This window comes from Streptomyces sp. IBSBF 2435, from assembly GCF_036815005.1.
Classification (GTDB): Bacteria; Actinomycetota; Actinomycetes; order Streptomycetales; family Streptomycetaceae; genus Actinacidiphila.
This window is the reverse complement of the sequence record NZ_JAJSYW010000028.1, coordinates 58,248-76,988: the sequence shown is the minus strand read 5'-3', so window position 1 is coordinate 76,988 and position 18,741 is coordinate 58,248. Positions and strand designations below refer to the sequence as shown.

18 protein-coding genes and 2 pseudogenes are annotated in these 18,741 nt (G+C 74.7%); 13 read left to right on the top strand and 7 right to left on the bottom strand.

The genetic code is table 11. From position 1 onward, the window contains the following. Positions 1 to 122 precede the first annotated feature (122 nt). Genes V7E46_RS08275 through V7E46_RS08260 form a run of 4 tightly spaced genes read left to right on the top strand, consistent with a single transcriptional unit; the run spans position 123 to position 4,031 of the window. Positions 123 to 425 carry a hypothetical protein gene (locus tag V7E46_RS08275; RefSeq protein ID WP_333767805.1) on the top strand — a complete coding sequence of 101 codons (303 nt, stop codon included), beginning with the start codon at positions 123 to 125 and terminating at the stop codon, positions 423 to 425. Between the two features lie 5 nt (positions 426 to 430). Beyond that, on the top strand, positions 431 to 1,978 hold the full coding sequence (locus tag V7E46_RS08270) for a phytoene desaturase (RefSeq protein ID WP_333767804.1): 1,548 nt from the start codon (positions 431 to 433) through the stop codon (positions 1,976 to 1,978). Further along, the gene (locus V7E46_RS08265; RefSeq protein WP_333767803.1) at positions 1,975 to 3,012 is read left to right on the top strand and encodes a phytoene/squalene synthase family protein; all 1,038 of its coding nucleotides are present in this window, start codon (positions 1,975 to 1,977) and stop codon (positions 3,010 to 3,012) included. The genes V7E46_RS08270 and V7E46_RS08265 overlap by 4 nt, the downstream gene beginning before the upstream one ends. Beyond that, the gene (locus tag V7E46_RS08260; RefSeq protein ID WP_333767802.1) at positions 3,009 to 4,031 is read left to right on the top strand and encodes a DUF5914 domain-containing protein; all 1,023 of its coding nucleotides are present in this window, start codon (positions 3,009 to 3,011) and stop codon (positions 4,029 to 4,031) included. Before V7E46_RS08265 ends, V7E46_RS08260 begins: the two co-directional genes overlap by 4 nt. A 112-nt stretch (positions 4,032 to 4,143) precedes the next feature. Here the strand turns inward: V7E46_RS08260 and V7E46_RS08255 are convergent, their stop codons facing one another. From V7E46_RS08255 to V7E46_RS08245, 3 genes are read right to left on the bottom strand one after another with little or no spacing between them, the layout of a single operon-like run. Continuing rightward, entirely contained in the window at positions 4,144 to 5,706 is a 1,563-nt protein-coding gene (locus V7E46_RS08255) for an FAD-dependent oxidoreductase (RefSeq protein WP_333767801.1), read from the bottom strand. Beyond that, entirely contained in the window at positions 5,703 to 6,431 is a 729-nt protein-coding gene (locus tag V7E46_RS08250) for a class I SAM-dependent methyltransferase (protein ID WP_333767800.1), read from the bottom strand. The genes V7E46_RS08255 and V7E46_RS08250 overlap by 4 nt, the downstream gene beginning before the upstream one ends. Then, the gene (locus V7E46_RS08245) at positions 6,428 to 7,681 is read right to left on the bottom strand and encodes a lycopene cyclase family protein (RefSeq protein ID WP_333767799.1); all 1,254 of its coding nucleotides are present in this window, start codon (positions 7,679 to 7,681) and stop codon (positions 6,428 to 6,430) included. Before V7E46_RS08245 ends, V7E46_RS08250 begins: the two co-directional genes overlap by 4 nt. A 361-nt stretch (positions 7,682 to 8,042) precedes the next feature. Here V7E46_RS08245 and V7E46_RS08240 point away from each other — a divergent pair, with 361 nt between their 5' ends. Both V7E46_RS08240 and V7E46_RS08235 read left to right on the top strand, forming a co-directional pair. Continuing rightward, positions 8,043 to 8,609, top strand: a complete 567-nt coding sequence (locus V7E46_RS08240; RefSeq protein WP_333767798.1) for a DJ-1/PfpI family protein — start codon at positions 8,043 to 8,045, stop codon at positions 8,607 to 8,609. 38 nt (positions 8,610 to 8,647) lie between these two features. Further along, positions 8,648 to 8,806, top strand: coding sequence for a hypothetical protein (locus V7E46_RS08235; protein ID WP_333767797.1), 159 nt, complete (start codon positions 8,648 to 8,650; stop codon positions 8,804 to 8,806). Between the two features lie 164 nt (positions 8,807 to 8,970). On the opposite strand, the gene V7E46_RS08230 is transcribed toward V7E46_RS08235, so the two are convergent. After that, positions 8,971 to 10,038 (bottom strand): chitinase, encoded by a 1,068-nt coding sequence (locus tag V7E46_RS08230; protein WP_333767796.1) that lies wholly within the window; start codon positions 10,036 to 10,038, stop codon positions 8,971 to 8,973. Between the two features lie 507 nt (positions 10,039 to 10,545). Here V7E46_RS08230 and V7E46_RS08220 point away from each other — a divergent pair. The 3 genes and pseudogenes from V7E46_RS08220 to V7E46_RS08210 all read left to right on the top strand — a co-directional run bounded on the left by V7E46_RS08220 (position 10,546) and on the right by V7E46_RS08210 (position 12,128). Continuing rightward, on the top strand, positions 10,546 to 10,779 hold the full coding sequence (locus V7E46_RS08220) for a hypothetical protein (protein ID WP_333767795.1): 234 nt from the start codon (positions 10,546 to 10,548) through the stop codon (positions 10,777 to 10,779). After that, positions 10,725 to 10,940, top strand: a pseudogene (locus V7E46_RS08215) (GTP-binding protein); the annotation flags it as partial. The gene V7E46_RS08220 and the pseudogene V7E46_RS08215, both read left to right, overlap by 55 nt. Before the next feature lie 285 nt (positions 10,941 to 11,225). After that, positions 11,226 to 12,128, top strand: coding sequence for an NADP-dependent oxidoreductase (locus tag V7E46_RS08210; protein WP_333767814.1), 903 nt, complete (start codon positions 11,226 to 11,228; stop codon positions 12,126 to 12,128). Positions 12,129 to 12,168: 40 nt separating this feature from the next. Here V7E46_RS08210 and V7E46_RS08205 read toward each other — a convergent pair whose 3' ends face one another. After that, positions 12,169 to 12,723 (bottom strand): hypothetical protein, encoded by a 555-nt coding sequence (locus tag V7E46_RS08205; protein ID WP_333767794.1) that lies wholly within the window; start codon positions 12,721 to 12,723, stop codon positions 12,169 to 12,171. A gap of 116 nt (positions 12,724 to 12,839) precedes the next feature. Between V7E46_RS08205 and V7E46_RS08200 the strand changes: the two genes are divergently transcribed. Next, a complete protein-coding gene (locus V7E46_RS08200) occupies positions 12,840 to 13,388 on the top strand; it encodes a GNAT family N-acetyltransferase (RefSeq protein WP_329171639.1) in 549 nt (182 codons plus the stop codon). Positions 13,389 to 13,653: 265 nt separating this feature from the next. On the opposite strand, the gene V7E46_RS08195 is transcribed toward V7E46_RS08200, so the two are convergent. Beyond that, on the bottom strand, positions 13,654 to 14,859 hold the full coding sequence (locus V7E46_RS08195) for a cation:proton antiporter (RefSeq protein ID WP_443054088.1): 1,206 nt from the start codon (positions 14,857 to 14,859) through the stop codon (positions 13,654 to 13,656). Positions 14,860 to 14,883: 24 nt separating this feature from the next. Further along, a complete protein-coding gene (locus tag V7E46_RS08190; protein WP_333767792.1) occupies positions 14,884 to 15,369 on the bottom strand; it encodes a cation:proton antiporter regulatory subunit in 486 nt (161 codons plus the stop codon). Between the two features lie 608 nt (positions 15,370 to 15,977). Between V7E46_RS08190 and V7E46_RS08185 the strand changes: the two genes are divergently transcribed. From V7E46_RS08185 to V7E46_RS08175, 3 genes and pseudogenes are all read left to right on the top strand, one after another. Beyond that, a complete protein-coding gene (locus tag V7E46_RS08185) occupies positions 15,978 to 17,312 on the top strand; it encodes an MFS transporter (RefSeq protein ID WP_333767791.1) in 1,335 nt (444 codons plus the stop codon). 148 nt (positions 17,313 to 17,460) lie between these two features. Further along, positions 17,461 to 18,426: a serine/threonine-protein kinase gene (locus tag V7E46_RS08180; protein ID WP_333767790.1), complete on the top strand. Its 966-nt coding sequence runs from the start codon at positions 17,461 to 17,463 to the stop codon at positions 18,424 to 18,426. Between the two features lie 177 nt (positions 18,427 to 18,603). After that, positions 18,604 to 18,717 (top strand): annotated as a pseudogene (locus tag V7E46_RS08175) (antibiotic acetyltransferase); the annotation flags it as partial. Between the last annotated feature and the right edge of the window lie 24 nt (positions 18,718 to 18,741).

Below are 18,741 nucleotides of genomic sequence, written 5' to 3'. Positions count from 1 at the left end.
TGAGGGGGAGGGCGTGGGGTGGGGACGTCTGGGAGACAAAACCCACCTAGGGGCGCGCCGGCCCCCGCCCCCCCCCCCCCCCACGGCGGGACCAGCGGACCCGGTCCCTGCTCGACGCCGCGGTGGGCCGCGCCGATCTGTCGGAAGCCGCCCTTGCCGACGTACGCGAAGCGCTCGTGGCCACCGGGGCGCGTGCCGATGTCGAGGCCCGGGCCGACCGGCTCATGCGGCAGGCCGAGCGGCACCTCGACCGGGCCGGCGTGGAAGCAGAACCCGGACACCGCCTGCTCGGGCTGCTGCGCAGCGTCGCCGGATCGTCTCCCGGCCCGGGGGCGCACGAGGACGTTCCCGAAGCAGCGAAGCCCGGCCGGGGCGCCCCGGCGTCCTCGCTCAGGGCCGCGACCGGAGGAGGGACCGCCCCGTAAGGACCGTGAAGGGACCAGTCGACCATGTGGTGGTCATCGGCGCCGGGCTCGCGGGCCTGTCCGCCACCCTCCACCTGCTCGGCGCCGGCCGGCGGGTCACGGTGGTGGAACGCGATCCGCTGCCCGGCGGCCGGGCCGGGCTGCTGGAGCGCGGCGGCTACCGCATGGACACAGGACCGACGGTGCTGACCATGCCGGACCTGGTCGAAGAGGCCTTCGCCGCGGTCGGCCACAGCCTGTCCGGCCGGCTGGAGCTGCTCCCCCTGCATCCCGCGTACCGGGCCAGGTACGCCGACGGATCGCACCTGGACGTGCACACCGACGCCGCGGCGATGGAAGCCGAGATCGAGCGGTTCGGGGGCGCCCGGGAGGCCGCCGGCTACCGGCGGCTGCGGGTCTGGCTGACACGCCTCCACGCGGTGCAGATGCGCCGCTTCATCGACGCCAACTTCGACTCCCCCCTCCAGCTGCTCCACCCCGACCTCGCCCGGCTCGCCGCCCTCGGCGGATTCGCCCGGCTCGACGCACGCATCGGGCACTTCATCACGGACGAGCGACTGCGCAGGGTCTTCACCTTCCAGGCGCTGTACGCCGGAGTACCGCCGTCGCGCGCCCTCGCCGCGTACGCGGTCATCGCCTACATGGACACCATCGCCGGGGTCTGCTTCCCCCGGGGCGGCATGCACGCCCTGCCGCGCGCGATGGCCGCCTCGGCCGCCGAGGCGGGAGCCGACTTCCGGTACGGACACACCGTCACCCGGCTCGAACGCGCCGGGGACCGGATCACCGCCGTCGTCACCGATCAGGGGCGCTTCCCCTGCGACGCCGTGGTCCTGACACCGGATCTGCCCGTCAGCTACCGGCTGCTCGGCCGGGCTCCGCTGCGCCCGCTCGCGCTGCGGCACTCGCCCTCCGCGGTGGTCCTGCACGCCGGGACCGACCGCACCTGGCCCGGTCTCGCCCACCACACCATCTCGTTCGGCGCGGCCTGGCAGCAGACCTTCCACGAGCTGACCCACGGATCGCTGATGTCCGACCCCTCGCTGCTGATCACCCGGCCGACCGCGACCGACGAGGGCCTGGCGCCCGCGGGAAAGCACCTCCACTACGTCCTGGCGCCCTGCCCGAACACCGACGTCGGACCGGACACCCGGGAGTGGCGGCAGCTGGCGCCGGAGTACCGCGACAGCGTCCTCAGCACGCTCGAACAGCGCGGGATGGCCGGACTCGGCTCGGCGATCGAGCAGGAGTGCCTGGTCACCCCCGCCGACTGGGCAGCCCAGGGACACGCGGCGGGCACGCCCTTCTCCGCCGCCCACACCTTCCCCCAGACCGGGCCCTTCCGGCCGCGCAATCTCGTGCGCGGCACGGAGAACGCCGTGCTCGCCGGCTGCGGCACCACCCCCGGCGTGGGGGTGCCGACCGTTCTCATCTCCGGGAAGCTGGCCGCCGCGCGGATCACCGGCCCCCGCGCCGTGCGTACATCCCCGCGGGCCGTGCCGCGCGCCGCCGGGGTGGCGGCGCCGGAAGCAGCGGAAGGCGCTCTGGCATGACCGCCCGCGAACTCGACGCGGCAGGCATCCACGAGCTAGCCCTGCGCGCCGCGTACAGCGAGTGCCGCCGGCTCAACGCGCGGCACGGCAAGACGTACTTCCTCGCGACCCGGCTGCTGCCGGTCGAGCGCCGCCCGGCGGTCCACGCCCTGTACGGCTTCGCCCGGTGGGCCGACGACATCGTGGACGATCTGCACAGCGGCGCCACCGCGGAGGAACGCGCCACCGCCCTCGGCGGTCTCCAGGAACGCCTCGACGACGGGCTGCGCCGCGGCGCCTGCCGGGAACCGGTGATCCGCGCGCTCGCCCACACCGCCGCCGTCTACGGCATCGACCACCGGCACTTCACGGACTTCATGGCCTCGATGCGCAGCGACCTGACGGTCACCGGCTACGCCTCGTACGAGGAACTGGGCCGTTACATGCACGGGTCGGCCGCCGTCATCGGGCTCCAGATACTGCCCGTCCTGGGCACCGTCGGGCCGCGCGGCGACGCCGAGCCCTACGCGGCGGCCCTCGGCGTCGCCTTCCAGCTCTCCAACTTCCTCAGGGACGTGGGTGAGGACCTCGACCGCGGCCGGCTCTACCTGCCGGCCGACCTGCTGGCCGCGCACGGGGTGGACAGGGAACGCCTCCTGTGGAGCAGGGCCACCGGCCGGCCCGACGCCCGCATCACCCGTGCGCTGCGGGCCGCCGCGGCCCACAACCGGGGCGTCTACCGCGCCGCGCTGCCGGGGATCGCGCTGCTCGCGCCCGTCTCGCGCCCCTGCGTCCGCACCGCGTTCGTGCTCTACAGCGGCATCCTCGACGCCATCGAGGACGACGGCTACCGCGTCCTGCACCGGCGGGCCGTCGTCCCCCGCACCCGCCGCGCCGCGGTGGCGCTCGACGGACTGGTCCGCGTCCTCGCGGCCCGGGTCCAGGCCCGCACCGCCGGCGCGAGCCCGGTCCGCGCCCGGCCGGCCCGCGCCGCCAGGACGTCCGCGGCGCCCTCCGGGGCGCTCGCCCCTGCAGCGCGGGAGGAGATGGCATGACCGGCGACGACCGCGCCGGCCGGGGCCGCGTCCCGCTGCGGCTGCGCGGCGCCCCCGTGCCGTGGGAGCGCCAGCGGCCCACCTGGCGCGACGCGAAGCCCGGGATCATCGCCGGCGCCCTGGAACGCGCCCTGGCCCGCCCGTCGGGCAACTGGTACGTCCTCGGCGCCTCCCGCTCCCTCACCGCAGGCCGGCCGATCGGCCGTACCGTGGCCGGCAACGAGGTGGTGGCCTGGCGCGATGCCGCCGGCCGCCTGCGTGCGGGGCCCGGCGTCTGCCCGCACCTGGGGGCACCGCTGCGCGACGGCCGCGTCCGGTGCGGCACCCTCGTCTGCCACTGGCACGGGCTGGCCCTGGACGGCGGACCGGTCGCCGGGTGGGAACCGCTTCCCGCTCATGACGACGGGGTCCTGGCCTGGGTGCGCCTGGACCGGGCCGGCGGCGAGACTCCGCTGGAGCGCCCCGTCGTGCCGCCGCGCCCCCGCGTGCGGGACGCGGTCGACGCCGTTTACGAAGGCGTCGGTGTGTGCGAGCCGGAGGACGTCGTGGCCAACCGGCTCGACCCGTGGCACGGCGCGTGGTTGCACCCGTACTCCTTCGTCGACCTGACGGTGTCCGGCACGCCGTCAGGCGGCGGCGGTGGCGGTGGCGGTGCGGACGGTTTCGCCGTCGAGGTGTCCTTCAAGCTCGCGGGCCGGATCGTGGTGCCGGTGCGGGCGCTGTTCACCGCGCCCGAGCCCCGGACGGTCGTCATGCACATCACCGAGGGCGAGGGCCTGGGGTCCGTCGTCGAGTCGCACGCCACACCGCTCGGGCCCGGCCGCGACGGCAGACCGAGGACCGCCGTGACGGAGGCGGTCCTGGCCGCCTCCGGCCGGCGCGGATTCGCGGTGGCCCGCGCCGCCGCGCCCCTGCTGCGCCCGCTGATGCGGGCGTCCGCCGGACGGCTGTGGCGTGACGACCTCGCGTACGCGGAGCGCCGCTGGGAACTGCGCAGCAGCGGCCGCTTCCCGGGCTGACCGGAGCGGGGCCGCCGGCGCGCGGACCTCTGCGTACCGGGACAGGCCGGGACGTGCCCGGACAGGCCGGGACAGGCCCGGTCTCAGCCCAGCGCGGCCAGCCCGCGGCCCTTCATGCCCGGTCGGAGCCCAGCGCGGCCAGCCCGCGCAGCGTCGCCGAGCGCCCGCCGGGCGGCACCGTCCACAGCGTCTGGCCCCGTACCCCCCAGCCCGTCAGCAGGGCGTTGGCGGCAAGGAATCCGCTCGTCGCGGCCCGCTCCATCAGGGCCACCGGCAGTTCGGTACGGACCAGGTCGCCCGCCACCATGACCGAGGGGTGGGGCGTACGCACCGTCGGCCGGTGCCGGTAGCCGCCGACCGGGAAGAGCGGGCAGTCCGCCCGCCATTCGTGCCGGGCGTCCACGATCCGCGCGTCGTGCGTCTCCGGGTAGACCCGGTGCAGCTGCCCGAGAGCGGCCGACTGCACCGCGTCGCGGGCCGCGCCGGGCGGGACCGCGTAGGCGTGCAGTTCGACCACCGCGCCCCGGTTGCGCCGCGCCCAGCCGGCGGCCTGGCCCTCCCAGCGGTCCAGCACGCTGATGTTGTCCAGCGGGCCGTAGCCGCTGGTGCCGAGGAACCCGGGGCGGCCCGCCGCCACCGGCCGGTCCAGCCACAGGCGCGACACCAGGAACGGCGGCGCGGTCCTGAGGGCGGCCACGCGGGAGCGCCAGTCCGCGTCGCCCAGTTCGGGTGAGGCGGCCACCACGCCGCGCAGCCCGCCGGTGTCCAGCGCCAGGACGAGCGCGTCGTGGCGCGCGGTCCGCCCGCCGGCGGTGACGTCGAGTCCGCCGCCGGGCACCGGCGTCACGCGCTCCACCGCCGAGCCGGTGCGCACCCTTACCCCGTGGCCCTCCAGATAGCGGCCCAGCGGATCCCAGAGCGCCTGCGGGAACGGCTCACCCGGCACGTCGAAGAGCAGGCCCTCGCTGGAGCCCAGGAAGTAGATGTGGAACATCAGCGCCAGTTCGGCCGCCGACAGCTCGTGGGGGTCGGCGAAGAAGCTCCGGGAGAACACCTCGAAGGCGAGGTGGCGGGCGGCCTCGGGGAACCGGATACGGGTGAGGAAGTCGTCCGCCGCCACCGCGTCGAGCCGGTCGTACACCTCCGGCACGCGCACGTCGAGCAGCGGCAGCGCGGCGCGCGGGTTCATCCGGATCAGGTCGCGCCAGCCGAACGTGGGGCTGAGCGCGACGAACCCGAGGCCGGACAGGGGCGGGGTGCGCGGCACCCGGGCAAAGCTGTCGCACAGTCCCGCGCTGTGCCGCAGCGGGTAGTCGGGCAGCTTGGTCAGCGCGTCGAGTCCGGGATCCACCCGGCGCAGCAGACCGCGCAGGTTGTAGTACTGCCGGAAGAAGGCGTGGAAGCCGCGGCTCATGGTGACCGTCGTGCCGTCGGCGAGCTTCGTCGGCCAGCCCGCGAGCCGCCCGCCGAGGCTCTCCTCGCGTTCGTGCAGCGTGACGTGCGCGCCGCGTTCGGCCAGCAGCGTCGCCGCGGCCAGGCCCGCGATCCCGCCGCCGACCACGGCTACGGCGGGCGCCTGACCGGGGAAGCGGTCCCGGCCCGCGGGCGCCGCGATCATTGCCGCCCGCCGGTCGCGGCCCCGCCGGCCGCCCGCCGCCGCTTTGCCGTACCTCATGCCCGCTCCCCCGCCGCGCCCGGCGCCCGGGCGACGAAGGTGTGCGTGATGCCGGTCCGCCAGCCGGGCTGCGGCAGCGCCCGTACCGCGCGGAACCCGGCCCGCCGCAGCCGGGTCGCGAAGCCCGCGGCCGTGTCGAACTCCAGTACGCTGCGGCGCAGATGGCGGTAGAGCGCCGCGTCGCCGGCCAGCAGCCCGGCCGGTACGACGACGGCGCCGCAGACCGCCGACCACACGGCCCGGGGCGCGCGGCCGTCGCCGAGCGCGTACTCGTGGACGGCGAGCCGCCCGCCCGGCCGGAGCAGCTCACGGACGGCGCCGAGCACCCGGTCGGGATCGCTGACGTTGCGGAAGAGGTACGCGGCGAGAGCGGCGTCGAAACGGCCGTGCGCCGACGGCCCTTCCATCGCTTCGACCGGCGCGTGCACAAAGGTCACACCTGCCGGCCAGCGCTTGGCCGCGGCGCGTTCCAGCATGCCGGCCGAGGCGTCCACGGCGACGATCTCCGCGTGCGGGGCGGCGGCCAGGAGCGCGGCCGTCGAAGCTCCCGTGCCGCAGCCGAGGTCGAGCAGGCGCAGCCCGCGACCGCCGTCGGCCAGCCCGAGCCTGCGGGCCGAGCGCCGCAGATCGCGGTGGTAGCCGGGGTTGACGGCCACCAGCCGGTCGTAGGCGAGCGAACCGTGGTCGAAGGCGGCGGACAGGTCGTGGTCGCGCAGCAGCGTCATGGGGCGTTCCTCTCCTGTTCTGGGCATGCGGCGGCGCCGGAGGGCCGGGCGCCCCACCCCGCGGCGGCCGGCGTCTCACGCCGGGCTACGAAGGGGAGTTCCAGGAGCGTCCTGAGCATCGGGGCCACCGGTGTGCGCAGCCCGACGAGGACGTCCTCGTACCGGTGGGTCGTGCCGTCCAGGAAGCGCAGCAGGCGGGTCCCCGGGACGGCGCGGAAGAGGCCGGCGAAGAAGTCCGCGCCGTCCACGCGGCCGGTGTCCAGCGCCCGCAGCATGACGGCGTCCATGGCGCGGGGCCATGCCCCGTAGGGCGGCGGCAGCCGGAACCGCCCGCCGCCGCGGACCTGTGCGGCGATGGCACTGCTCTGCCGCTGCACGGCCGCGAACGTGTAGCCGGTGGACGGCCGGGTGGCCCCGCCTGCCGTCCCGACCCGGAAGACCGAGCGGCCGGCCCGGCCGGGGAAGCGGCCGTCGGTCATCGGGATGACTCCCCGTTCGACCGACGTGACCCGGTGCGCGCCGATGCCCAGCACCGGCCCTGTGTAGTGGCGCAGCGCGCGTGCGTAACCCGCGGCGCCCAGGACCGCGCGGGAGAATTCGGTGTACTCCACCAGTGCCGTACGCGGGCCCAGCGGCAAGACGTAGCCGAACGACAGCCCGTGCGCCGGCTGCGGGGTGCGGAAGTCCATCAGATCCGCCGTCGCCGGATCGAAGACGGGCCGCTCGGTCTCCACGAACCAGCCAGTGAAGTGCTGCAACAGCGTGGTGCGCGCCGCCGGCAGGCGGCGCGGCGGCCGCGAGTCGAAGACGTACCGCGCGTGCAGCACGACCCGGTCGCCCCGCTCGCCGCGCGCCACGACCCGGCCGCCGTCCGGCGCGTCGCCGACCTCGGTCACGGTCGCCGTCACCCGGCGGAATCCGGGGCAGGCCGCGAGGCGCCGCTCGACCAGCGACTCGAAGGCGTCCGACCTGAGCATCTTGTACCGCAGCGGGGCAGGCCGGGTGACCGTCCCCGTCCCGTCCCTGCCCCGTACGCGCAGCCACTGCCAGGACGCGGACAGCACGTCGTCGAACTCGCCGCCCGGGGGCTCCCAGAAGCACCAGGTGCGCGGTGGCGGGCGCAGCGGGCCGGGAGGAGCGTCGACCAGGACGACCCGTACGGGGGCGCCGTCCGCCGGGCCGCACAGCCGGTACGCGAGGCTCAGCCCGGCCGCGCCGGCGCCCACGATGACGACGTCGGAACGAGGCACAGCACACCCTTCTGCCGGACGGGTTGTCGGGCACACCGGGCTCCGGCGCTCCTGGGAACGCCGCCTGCCCCGCCGTCGATACTTCCGCAGACCACCGCCGCGCGGACGCGTGCGACGCGCGGGAAAAGGGTGGTGTTTCGAAGGTGCCAGGAGCCCGCAAGGACGTGCCGGCGCTGCCCGCGCCCCGCGGCACGGGTCCGGTGCATGACTGCCCGGCGGCGCGGGACCGCTCGTCCCGCGATGCGGCCCGTCCCGATCCGCGCGCCGGGACGCGTTGTTCCGGGCGGAAAGGGGCATCGTGGTGACAAGGGCGCCGGGAGCGGGGCGCCGAGGAGCGGACGAGACGAAGGGGACCTGCACCATGGCGGTGAAGATCCTTCTGGTGACCGGGGACGCGGCCGAATCCCTGGAAGTGCTGTACCCGTACCAGCGGCTGCTGGAGGAGGGCTACGCGGTCGAGATCGCCGCGCCGGCGAAGAAGAAGCTGCGCTTCGTGGTGCACGACTTCGAGGACGGCTTCGACACGTACACCGAGAAGCCGGGCTACACCTGGCCGGCGGACCTCGCGTTCGACGAGGTCGACCCGGCCGGCTACGCCGCCCTGGTCATCCCGGGCGGCCGCGCGCCCGAATACCTGCGCAACAACCGGGATCTGCAGCGGATTGTCGGGCACTTCTTCGCCGAGGGCAAGCCGGTCGCCCAGATCTGCCACGGCCCGCTGGTCACGGCCGCGGCCGGCGCGCTGTCCGGCCGGCGCACCGCCGCCTATCCCGCGCTCGAACCCGACGTCGCCGCCGCCGGGGCGGAGTACGAGGACGGTGACGGCGTGGTGGACGGCGCCCTGGTCTCCGCGCGCGCCTGGCCCGACCACCCCACGTGGATGCGGGCGTTCATCGACCTGCTGCGCAAGACGGCGCCGCCCGCCTGAGGGCCGGCGCGGCCTTCGGCGCCGAGACCGTCCAGGCCGTGGCGGACCCGCCGGGGACGGGCGTCACCGGCTGCGCCTCGTGGACCGGGTGGATCCACAGCAGCACCGACAACTACCCGGGCGAGGGATACGTCCAGTGCGGCACCGGCACCTACGCGGCCGCGGTCACCTGCCGCTACCCCACCGGTCAGACCTAGGTCGCCCACGGCTACGCGGCGACCGCGCCCGACCCGTCCGGCGCGGCGTGCTGCGTCCCCACCGAAGCGGTGAGCATCGCGGCCCCCCGCTGACCCTGCTTCCGCAGCCGTCCGGGCGGCGCCCGCCTGCCCGCCCGCGACAGGCGGGCAGGCGGGCGCGGGGGTCACCGGCCTTCGAGGGCCTTGACGTTGTTGCCGAAGGTCCAGTTCTTCGACCCGTCCCAGTTGAGCGACCAGGTCATCAGGCCCTTCAGCCCGTTGCCGTACGAATTCCACGCCTGCGAGACCAGGCCTGGCGTCATGTAGCCGCCGCCTGCGCCGGGCTGGGCCGGAAGGCCGGGGACCTGCTTGTCGTACGGGACGCGGATCGTGGTGCCCTGGACGACCAGGCCGGTGTTGAGGCAGGTCGTCTGCGCGGTGAATCCGGCCACCGTGGCGGCTTCGTAGGAGTCGCCGTGGCAGCCGTACATGCTGCCGTTGTAGTACTGCATGTTGAGCCACCAGAGCTTGCCGTTGTCGGCGTACTTCTTCACGATCGGCAGATACGCGCCCCAGATCGAGCCGTAGACGATGCTGCCGCCGGTGACGTACGCCGTCTCGGGGGCCATCGTCAGGCCGAAGCCCGCGGGCATCCGGGAGAGGACGCCGTCGATGATCCGCTCCAGGTTGGCCTGCGAGGCGGAGAGGGTGGTGATGCTGCCGCTGCCGACAAGGCCGGTCTCGATGTCGATGTCGATGCCGTCGAAGTTGTACATCTGCAGGATCGGCACGATGGTGGCCACGAAGCGGTCGGCGACCGCGCTGGAGCTGAGGTCGATGCCGGCCGCCGCTCCGCCGATGGACATCAGGATCGTTGACCCGGCCGCCTTGGCCTGGCACATCTCCGCCGGGGTGGCGACCTTCACCCCCGTGTCCATGCCGTCCTGCCACAGCACGGTGCCGTCGGAGTTGATGACCGGGAAGGCCGCGTTGATGACGTTGTAGCCGTGGGCGGCGATCCGGCTGTCCGTGATCGGGACCCAGCCGAGCCCGGGATGGACGCCGTTGGCCGCGCCGTCCCAGTTCTCCCAGTATCCCTGGAGCACCTTGCCCGAGGGCCTCGCTTTGGCGGCGCAGGTGTCGGCCGCGGGCGCCGCCCCCTGCGCGGCGTGGGCCGCCGCGGCGACCGGGATCTGTGCGAGGAAGGCCATGGTGAGACCGATTCCCAGCAGACGTAGCCTCCGACCGATCATGTCGTGCTCCTCGTGGTGTCGTCGCGCACTCACAGGGCTTGGTGGCCCGGATCGTAAATTGGTCTCGACCACTCGTCAATAGGTCTGGACCAACTGCGCGTGCGGCGGCGCAGGCCGCGGCGGCGCACGGTGCCTCGGCGGGGCGGGGACGGACGCTGCTCAATTTCCTGCGCCGGGCTGCCGAATCACGTGCCGCGGCCGAGCTGACGGAGGGCGTGCGCCAAGGAGTCCGTCCTGATGACGTCGCACTCTGCTTTGAGCTCAGCCGCTTCCCCTTTGCCTTGGTGGCGGCCCTGGAGGACCCGCTCATGGTGCCGCGCCCGCGCGCCGTGCCCGCGCTGACCGGCGAGGCGTCGATCTGATCACCGGACCGGGGCTCCGGTACGACGACTGCGTCCCACAGGTGGCACCGCGGCTCCTTCCGGGTGACCGCCCCGGCCGGTGCGGATCGGGGCGGGCCGGTCCGGGATACATGAGGTCACGCCCCCATCGAAGGAGATCCCGCCCATGCGCAGAATCGTCCGCACCGCCGTGTCTCTCGCCGCGGCCGCCCTCTTCACCGCCGGAACGGCTGGCATCGCCGCTGCCGACGACGGCCCCGGGCTGTCCGGCTCGGCGACCTGCGGCAGCGGCGCTGCCCTGATCGGCTCCGTCATCCCCATCGGCAGCCCCGAGCAGAACAGCGGCTGCAACGTCAGCGGAGTGCTCACCGACTCGCCCGCACCCGCCAGCGAAGACTGACGCCCCGCCCGCCCGGACGGACCCGGCCGCCCCGCCGCTACGCCCCTGCCGACCGCCCGGGGCACGCCGACTACGTCAAGAACATGACCACGGGGGCCGCGCGGATGGACGGCGCGGCCCCCGTGGTCGCCGTGACCGACTGGCCGACGCCGCAGACCCGCGAACACCTCCTGACGCCCGACGGCGGCAGGACGGGCGAGGACATCGGCTTCCGGCTGCGCGGCGCCCCGCACTCCGGTGTCGAACGCGGGCGAGTCCTCACGGCAGCGGTGCCGGCGCTGCCGCACACCGCGTTCGCGTGCGAGGTGTACATCCTCGGCACGGACGGGGGCGGGCGGCACACCCTGTTCCGGAGCGGCTTCACGTACGGTGTTCGTATCGGGCAGCGTGCGCTGTCGAACACGCGGCAAGCAGCACGACGCCCTGAGCCGACACCGGAGCACATGATGAAGGCAGCCCGCTACAGCCGGTTCGGGGGACCCGAGGTCCTGGAGATCGTGGACCTGCCCGATCCGCATCCGGGTCCCGGGCAGGTCCGGATCGCGGTGCGGGCGGCCGGCGTCAACCCGAGCGACTGGAAGAAGCGCGAGGGCCAGATGGAGCAGGACCTCCCGCAGACCATGGGCTACGAGGCGGCGGGCGTGGTCGACAGGGTCGGCGAGGGCGTGGCGGACGTGGCACTCGGCGGTCGGGTGTTCGGCTTCTGCGTCGAGGGGGCGGCCCAGGCCGAGCTGGCGGTGCTGTCGTACTACGCGCCGATTCCGCCGTCGCTCGACTTCGCCGGCGCCGCCGCGCTGCCGGCCGCCATCGAGACGGCCACGCGCGCGCTCGACCAGCTCGGCGTTCGCAGCGGCAGCACCCTGCTCGTCAACGGTGCCTCCGGGAGTGTCGGCAGCGCCGCGGTTCAGCTCGCGGTGGCGCGCGGCGCGCGCGTGACCGGCACCGCAAGCCCCGCCAACCACGAGTACCTGCGCTCGCTGGGCGCCGAGCCCGTCGCCTACGGCCAGGGGCTCGTCGAGCGGGTTCGCGCGCTCGCGCCCGGCGGTGTCGACCTGGCTCTCGACGTCGCCGGGAGCGGCGTGCTGCCCGAGCTGATCGAGCTGGCGGGCGGTCCTGGGCACGTCGTGACGATCGCCGACTTCGCCGGCGCCCAGGAGCACGGGGTGACGTTCAGCCGTGGCGATACCGGCCGCGCGGTCCACGCGCTCGCCGGGATCGGCGCGCTGGTCGAGGCCGGGCGCTTCTCGCTCCCGGTCGCGCGGACCTTCCCGCTCGCCGAGGTCGCGGAGGCGCACCGGGTCAGCGAGGACGGCCACGTGCGCGGAAAGCTCGTCCTGCTGGTCGGCTGAGCCCCGGCCGCGACGACCGTGCGTGACCGGCGCGCGGGGCCTACTCGCCGGGTGCCAGGGTGCGGGCCAGGACGCGGGCCGTGTCCGCGAGCAGCGCCTCGTCCGCGGGGGCGTCCTTGGCGGCCTTCGTGGAACGTACGGCCAGCACCAGGGGCGTCCGCCGGGTCGTCCAGGCGACGCCGAGGTCGTTGGCGGTGGCGTAGTCGCCGGTCCCGGTCCCGGTCCTGCGGGCGAACGGGGCGCGGCACCCGTTCGGGGCGCCGCGCGGCCGGGCGTGCGATTCCGGTCCGGCGCGTGAACCGGATGTGCGGATACCGCGGGGACGGCTCGGACAGCAGGTGATCGTCCTGGCCGCGCAGGTGGAGGTCGAAGAAGGCGCGGAGGTAGGCGCGTTCGACGGCGAGCCGTGGCCGGCGAGATCCTCGACCAGCGCGGTGCACAGCTCGCGCATCGCGCCGAATCCCGGGGAGAAGGGCACCACGGGGTGGCCGTGGCGGCTTGCCGCTACGGGGGCGCCCTGCCTGGCGCCGGTCACGGGGAAGTCGACGTTGTCCAGCGACGTGTTGAGGTCGTGGCCGGCCTGCTGCCGGTGCATTCCCGTCACCGCCGGTGAGAGGCAGGGAGCGCGCCGGCAGCACCGGGCCGACGTCAGGGCCGCCTCCGCCATACCCACGTTGCGGCGAGCCGTTCCGCGAAACAATCATGGGCGTCATGGAGCGACCGAGACAGATCATCGAGTGCGAAGACTTCGTCCTGCGACGCTGGGAGCAGAGCGACTTCGCCGCGGCGTTCACGTTGATCGCGGAGTCCCGGGACCACCTTCGCCCGTGGGCACCGTGGGCCGCCGAGCACAGCGAGGAGAGCACCCGGGACTTCCTCGCGAAGTCCGAGTCGACGTGGGAGAGCGGCGACGTGTACAACTACGCCATCGTCAAGGACGGCGCCCCCATCGGCATGTGCCAGACCTACCGCGTGCCCGAGCCGCGGAGCCGGCGCATCGGGTACTGGCTGCACCCCGCCGCCACCGGCCAGGGCATCGCCACGAGGGCGACGGCGGCCGTGGTCACCGAGATGTTCACGCTGCCGGATGTGGATCGCCTGGAAATCGCGCACGACCTGGCCAACGCCCCCAGCGCCGCGATACCGCGCCGGCTGGGCTTCACCGAAGTCGGGAGCGAACAGGCAACGCCGCCCGCGGCCCCGGCGGGCAGCGGGATCAACGTGGTCTGGCGGCTGAACCGCCCGCCCGGCCCCCGGTGACCCGGCGTACGAGCAGAGGTCGCCCCTGACCGCCGGAGCCCGTGCCCGCACGGCCGGCCGCCGGGCCGCGGGCCGAACCCGGTCGCCCGTCGGCAGGCGGAAGGCCGGTCTGCTCGTGGCGGCACCAGGACGCGGGCTGTAGCAGAGCGGCCGATTGCGCCGGCCGGCCGGTGGTGGTGACCGTGGCCAGGATCCGGGTGTAACCGTCGAGGAGTTCCCTGGGGATCTCCGTATCGGCCATGTCCTGCCTCCGGTGCCCGTTGCGTCACGTGCGCGGGGCGGTCGCGTCCACCGGTTCCGGCGCGGGGGCCGGCGCCGCCACGGGGGCGGGGCGGCGGACGAGCCGGGTGAGCCCGCCGGCGGCGGGTTCGGTCCAGCGGGCGGTGAGCGGACCGAGGATGACGAGGATCAGCACGTACGCGGTGGCCAGCGGGCCGATCCGGGGTTCGACGCCGACCGCCAGGCCCGCGATGACGATGGAGAATTCGCCGCGCGCGACCAGCGTTCCGCCTGCCCGCCAGCGGCCCGCGGTCTTGATGCCGGCCCGCCGTGCCGCGTACCAGCCGGTGGCGATCTTCGTCAGCATGGTGACGACGGCCAGGATCAGCGCGGGGACCAGGACGGGCGGGATGTCGGCCGGGACGGTGCTCAGCCCGAAGAAGACGAAGAAGACGGCGGCGAACAGGTCGCGCAGCGGGGTGAGGAGGCTGCGGGCGCCTTCGGCGACCTCGCCGGACAGGGCGATGCCGACCAGGAAGGCGCCCACGGCGGCGGAGACCTGGAGTTCCTGTGCGACACCGGCCACGAGGAGCGTCAGGCCGAGGACGACCAGAAGCAGCATCTCGGCGCTGTCGGAGGAGACCGCGCGGCTGATCAGACGGCCGTGGCGCAGGGCGACGTAGAGGACGACGCCGACCGTGCCCAGCGAGATCAGCAGGGTGAGGGTGCCGCCGGCCAGGCTGACGCCCGCGAGGAGCGCGCTGAGGATCGGCAGGTAGACGGCCATGGAGAGGTCTTCCAGGACCAGGACGCCGAGGATGAGGGGTGTCTCGCGGTTGCCGAGCCGGCCCAGGTCGCCGAGCACCTTGGCGATCACCCCCGAGGAGGAGATCCAGGTGACTCCGGCCAGGGCGACGGCGGCGACGGGCCCCCAGCCCAGCAGGAAGGCGGCGACGGCGCCCGGCACGGCGTTGAGCACGAAGTCGACCATGCCGGACGGATACTGCGTCTTGAGGTTCGTGACGAGTTCCGAGGCGCTGTATTCCAGGCCGAGCAGGAGGAGCAGCAGGACGACGCCGATCTCCGCGCCGGTGGCGACGAATTCCTCGCTGGCGTGCAGCGGGATCAGTCCGCCCTTGCCGAAGGCGAGTCCGGCGAGGAGGTAGAGCGGGATCGGCGAGAAGCCGACACGTCCCGCGAGGCGGCCGAGGATGCCGAGGGCGAGGATGATCGCGCCGAGTTCGATGAGCATGTCGGAAGCGCTGTGCACTGGCTTCTATCCTCCCGTGATCAGCTCGGCGACGGCGCCGACGCCTTCGCGTGTGCCGACGACCACGAGGGTGTCGCCGGCCGCGAGGCGGAAGTCGGGTGCGGGTGAGGGTTCCGCGGACGTCCGCCGGAGCACGGCGACGATGGAGGCGCCGGTGCGGGTACGTGCCTGCGTCGCGCCGAGCGTCCGCCCGGCGTACGGCGACCGCTTGGTGACCGGGACGTGCTCGGTGACGAGGTCGATCTCCAGGTGCTGCTGGAGGTGCCGCACCGGGTCGGGCGTCAGCAGCTTGGCGAGCGCGGTGGCCTCGTGGGGCGCGAGCGAGGTCGCGTCCTTGCAGCTGTCGTCGTCCACCGGATCGTGGAAGGCCAGAAACCTCCGGCCGTCCTGGTGGACGACGAGCGACAGATGCCGTCCGGACTCGGTCTTCATGTCGTAGCGGGCGCCGACCCCTGGGAGGGGAGTCATACGGGCGTGAGCGGTCTGCTCCATGGGCGTGCTCCATCGGGACGCGGTTGGGGGAATTACCGGCCGGCCGCAGGTGCCGGCGGAACGCGGAAGCCGTGGCCGGCATGCCCGCGATGGTCGGTGTCGTACGGCCCAGCGCAGAGGCGCGCTGCGGTGTTCCTGCTCCGGCCCCCCTCGGGAGCCCGGCATCGTCAGCAGTCGCGCGCGGCAGGGCCGTCCGTATCCGGTACGGCGTCCCGGGCCGCGTTGTCCACCCGCGCAGCCTGGGGAACATACGGCGGCACCGCCCGGAGGACCGCGGGTGCGCCTGCGGGGAGGGGAAAGTCCTGTCCCATGGCGTGCCCACCTCCTCTTCCGTACATACGCGACCGCCGCGCCCCCACGACCGCGGGGGGACGGTCCACCCGGGGGGAACGTAAGGACTTGGCAAAAACTATACCATGTAACGAAAGCGGTATAACCGCTATACAGGGCGATTACGGCGGCTGACGCCTCCGGGTCAGGTGGTGCGGAGCCCGGGGACGGCGCGGCGCCGCCGCAGCCCCGGGAGCCGCTCCACCGGGAGTACGCGCGCCTCCTCGCGGGAAGGTACTCCGGCAGTCATGCAGGCGGCCGGAGGGATGAGTCGCGCAGTGGAATCCGCGAGCGCCGGAGCGCCTGCGCAGCGTGCACGCCGCAAGGAAGCCCGGGGCCTCGTCCGGTACTTCCTGGCCGCGCTGCTCGTCCGCGGCGCCGACAGCGGGGCGACGGTGGGAATCGTCCTGCTCGCCCTGGACACCAGCCGCCACGCGGGAGGCGGGGCGGCGGCCGGCGGACTCCTGGCGGCGGCGCTGACCGCACCGCACCTGTTCGGCCCGTGGCTGGCGCACCGGCTCGACCGCGCGCGGGACAGCCGGCGGCTGCTCGCGGGCGCGTTCGTCCTCTACGCCGTCGCCCTCGCCTGCACCGCCCTGTCGGTGGGCCGGGTCCCGCTCGGGGTGTCGCTGTGCACGACAGCCGTCGCCGGATGCTGCGGCCCGCTGCTCACCGGCGGGCTGAGCAGCCGGCTGGCCGCCCTCGCCGGGGCGGGCGAACGGGCGCAGCGCCGCGCGCAGGGCTGGGACGCCATGACCTACGGGCTCGGCGGCACCCTCGGTCCGGCCCTGGTGGCGGGCGCGGCGGCGCTCACCGGGCCGCGGGAGGCGCTCCTCGCGCTGTGCGTCGCCGCCGGCGGCGCGGCGGGCATCACCATCACCCTCCCGCACGACCGCCCCGACGGCCGGAGCACCGCACCGACGCCCAGCGTCCGGGAGGGCATCTCCCTCCTCTTCCGCCACCCGGCGCTGCGCCGCGTCACCATCCTCACCCTGGTCTCGGCGCTGGAACTGGGCGCACTCCCCGTCATCGCCACCACCTACGGGCCGCACCTCGCGCACCACCCGGCGGCCGGGGCGGTGCTGACCACGGCCCTCGGCCTCGGCAGCCTGGCCGGCTCGCTCCTGGTGACGGCAGTGCCGCTGCGCGGCGATCCCGAGGTCTGGGCGCGGCGGCTGTTCGCCCTGCTGGCCGGCACCACCGTGCTGGCCGCGTGCGCGCCCACGTACGGCACCGCGCTGGCCGGTTTCGTCCTGGTCGGGGTGGCGAACGCGCTGTCCTTCACCTCGACCCTGGCCTCACGGTCGGCCTACGCCCCGCCCGGAGCGCGGGCGCAGGTCTTCGTCACCAGCGCGGGCCTGAAAGTCGCGCTGACCTCGGTCGGAACAGCCGCCACGGGCGCCGCCGCCGGGCTGGGCGGGCGCACCCTGCTGCTGCTGGCCGCGGGCGCCACGACGCTGGCCGTGCTCCTCGCCCTCGCCGACCAACTGGCCACGTCCCGCCGCCCGTTGGCCCCGCCCCCGGTGGCCGGCCGGCGGGCGCGGGGCGGCCCGCGCCCTGTAGAGTCGGCGTCGCCACCGGCCGCCGAGGCCCGCCCCGACCGCGGCGCCTGACCGGGTGGTTTCGAACCGGCGCGCGATACATCGCACACCACTGCCATACCTGCCGCCGGACGGGGAACGCGTGCAGTGCCGGCACCGCGGCGCCGGCGTCACAGGCGACCGAGGAGGGACCTTCGTGCTGCTCGCGGAACGGTACCGAATGGACGAACCGCTGGGGCATGGCGCGATGGGACAGGTCTGGCGGGCGCACGACGAGCTTCTGCACCGCGACCTCGCGGTGAAGGTCCTGCCGTCCGCGGCGTCGGACGAGGTGGCCCGCGAGCGCTTCCGCGTGGAGGCCAGGGCCGCGGCACGGATCGGCGACCCGCATGTCGTCACCGTCTACGACTACGAGGTCGACGACAACGCGGCATATCTGATCATGGAGTTGGTGGACGGCCTGAACCTGGCGGAGGAACTCGCCGCCCACGGCCCCATGGCCCCGGCCCGGATCGCCGACATCGGCGCCCAGGTGGGCCGCGGGCTGGCAGCCGCCCACCAGCACGGCGTGGTCCACCGCGACATCAAGCCCGCCAACCTGCTCGTGGCGCAGGACGGAACCGTCAAGATCGCCGACTTCGGCATAGCCCGTCTGCTGGACGACTCCGCGGTCGCCCTGACCCTCACCGGCCAGGTGCTGGGCACCAGCCTGTACATCGCCCCCGAACGCGTACTCGGCCGGGCAGCCGGGCCCGCGAGCGACATCTACGCACTCGGCTGCGTCCTGTACGAACTCCTCACCGGGCGACCGCCGTTCACCGAGGACAGCGCGCTGGCGGCGCTGCGCCGGCATGTCGAGACGCCGCCCGTCGCGCCGAGCGAGCTGCGTGCCGGGATACCGCCCGGCGTCGAGCACTTCCTGCTGGAGATGCTGGCCAAGGATCCGGCGCGGCGCCCGGCTGCCGCCGAGGTGGCCTCCTGGTACGGCTCCGGCGCCTGGGGTCCGGCCGAGCCGGCGCCCGTGGCGGAACCCGTGGCCGAGCCCGCGGCGGAGGCGGCATCCGTACCGGAGCACCAGCACACCGCCCACGCGGCCCGGGGACACTGGTGGGGCCTGGCCCGGCGGCGGGCGCGTTCGATGGTCGGGCAGGTGGGAGCGGAGCCGCTGGCGGCCCTCCCGGAATAGGACAGCGGGACCCGGCGCGCCCGTGGCGGCCCGCCTCGCGCCGTGGAACCGGTGTCTCGCCCTGGGCGGTGCTGTGATCATGGGACGGACCGCTGCCGCCGAGGCCACGAGGAACCGCCCGCCATGCCTGTACCCGCCGACCCGACGGTGCTCCCTCCGACGCCCGGACAGCCCCCGGCGGTGGTCTGGCGGGACTGGCCCGCGGAGCACATCACCGAGCATGTGCGGACGATCATGTCGGGCAGCGTCACCGACCTGGAAGCCGCCGCCCCGGCCGCCCCTCGCGCCTGACGCCCCGCTGCAGAGAGCGCCGCG

Coding starts and splice junctions, on each gene's coding strand:
- V7E46_RS08265 (WP_333767803.1), top strand. CDS start 1,975: ATGACCGCCCGCGAACTCGACGCGGCAGGCATCCACGAGCTAGCCCTG.
- V7E46_RS08260 (WP_333767802.1), top strand. CDS start 3,009: ATGACCGGCGACGACCGCGCCGGCCGGGGCCGCGTCCCGCTGCGGCTG.
- V7E46_RS08255 (WP_333767801.1), bottom strand. CDS start 5,706: ATGAGGTACGGCAAAGCGGCGGCGGGCGGCCGGCGGGGCCGCGACCGG.
- V7E46_RS08250 (WP_333767800.1), bottom strand. CDS start 6,431: ATGACGCTGCTGCGCGACCACGACCTGTCCGCCGCCTTCGACCACGGT.
- V7E46_RS08240 (WP_333767798.1), top strand. CDS start 8,043: ATGGCGGTGAAGATCCTTCTGGTGACCGGGGACGCGGCCGAATCCCTG.
- V7E46_RS08230 (WP_333767796.1), bottom strand. CDS start 10,038: ATGATCGGTCGGAGGCTACGTCTGCTGGGAATCGGTCTCACCATGGCC.
- V7E46_RS08220 (WP_333767795.1), top strand. CDS start 10,546: ATGCGCAGAATCGTCCGCACCGCCGTGTCTCTCGCCGCGGCCGCCCTC.
- V7E46_RS08210 (WP_333767814.1), top strand. CDS start 11,226: ATGAAGGCAGCCCGCTACAGCCGGTTCGGGGGACCCGAGGTCCTGGAG.
- V7E46_RS08205 (WP_333767794.1), bottom strand. CDS start 12,723: ATGCACCGGCAGCAGGCCGGCCACGACCTCAACACGTCGCTGGACAAC.
- V7E46_RS08200 (WP_329171639.1), top strand. CDS start 12,840: ATGGAGCGACCGAGACAGATCATCGAGTGCGAAGACTTCGTCCTGCGA.
- V7E46_RS08195 (WP_443054088.1), bottom strand. CDS start 14,859: ATGCTCATCGAACTCGGCGCGATCATCCTCGCCCTCGGCATCCTCGGC.
- V7E46_RS08190 (WP_333767792.1), bottom strand. CDS start 15,369: ATGGAGCAGACCGCTCACGCCCGTATGACTCCCCTCCCAGGGGTCGGC.
- V7E46_RS08180 (WP_333767790.1), top strand. CDS start 17,461: ATGGACGAACCGCTGGGGCATGGCGCGATGGGACAGGTCTGGCGGGCG.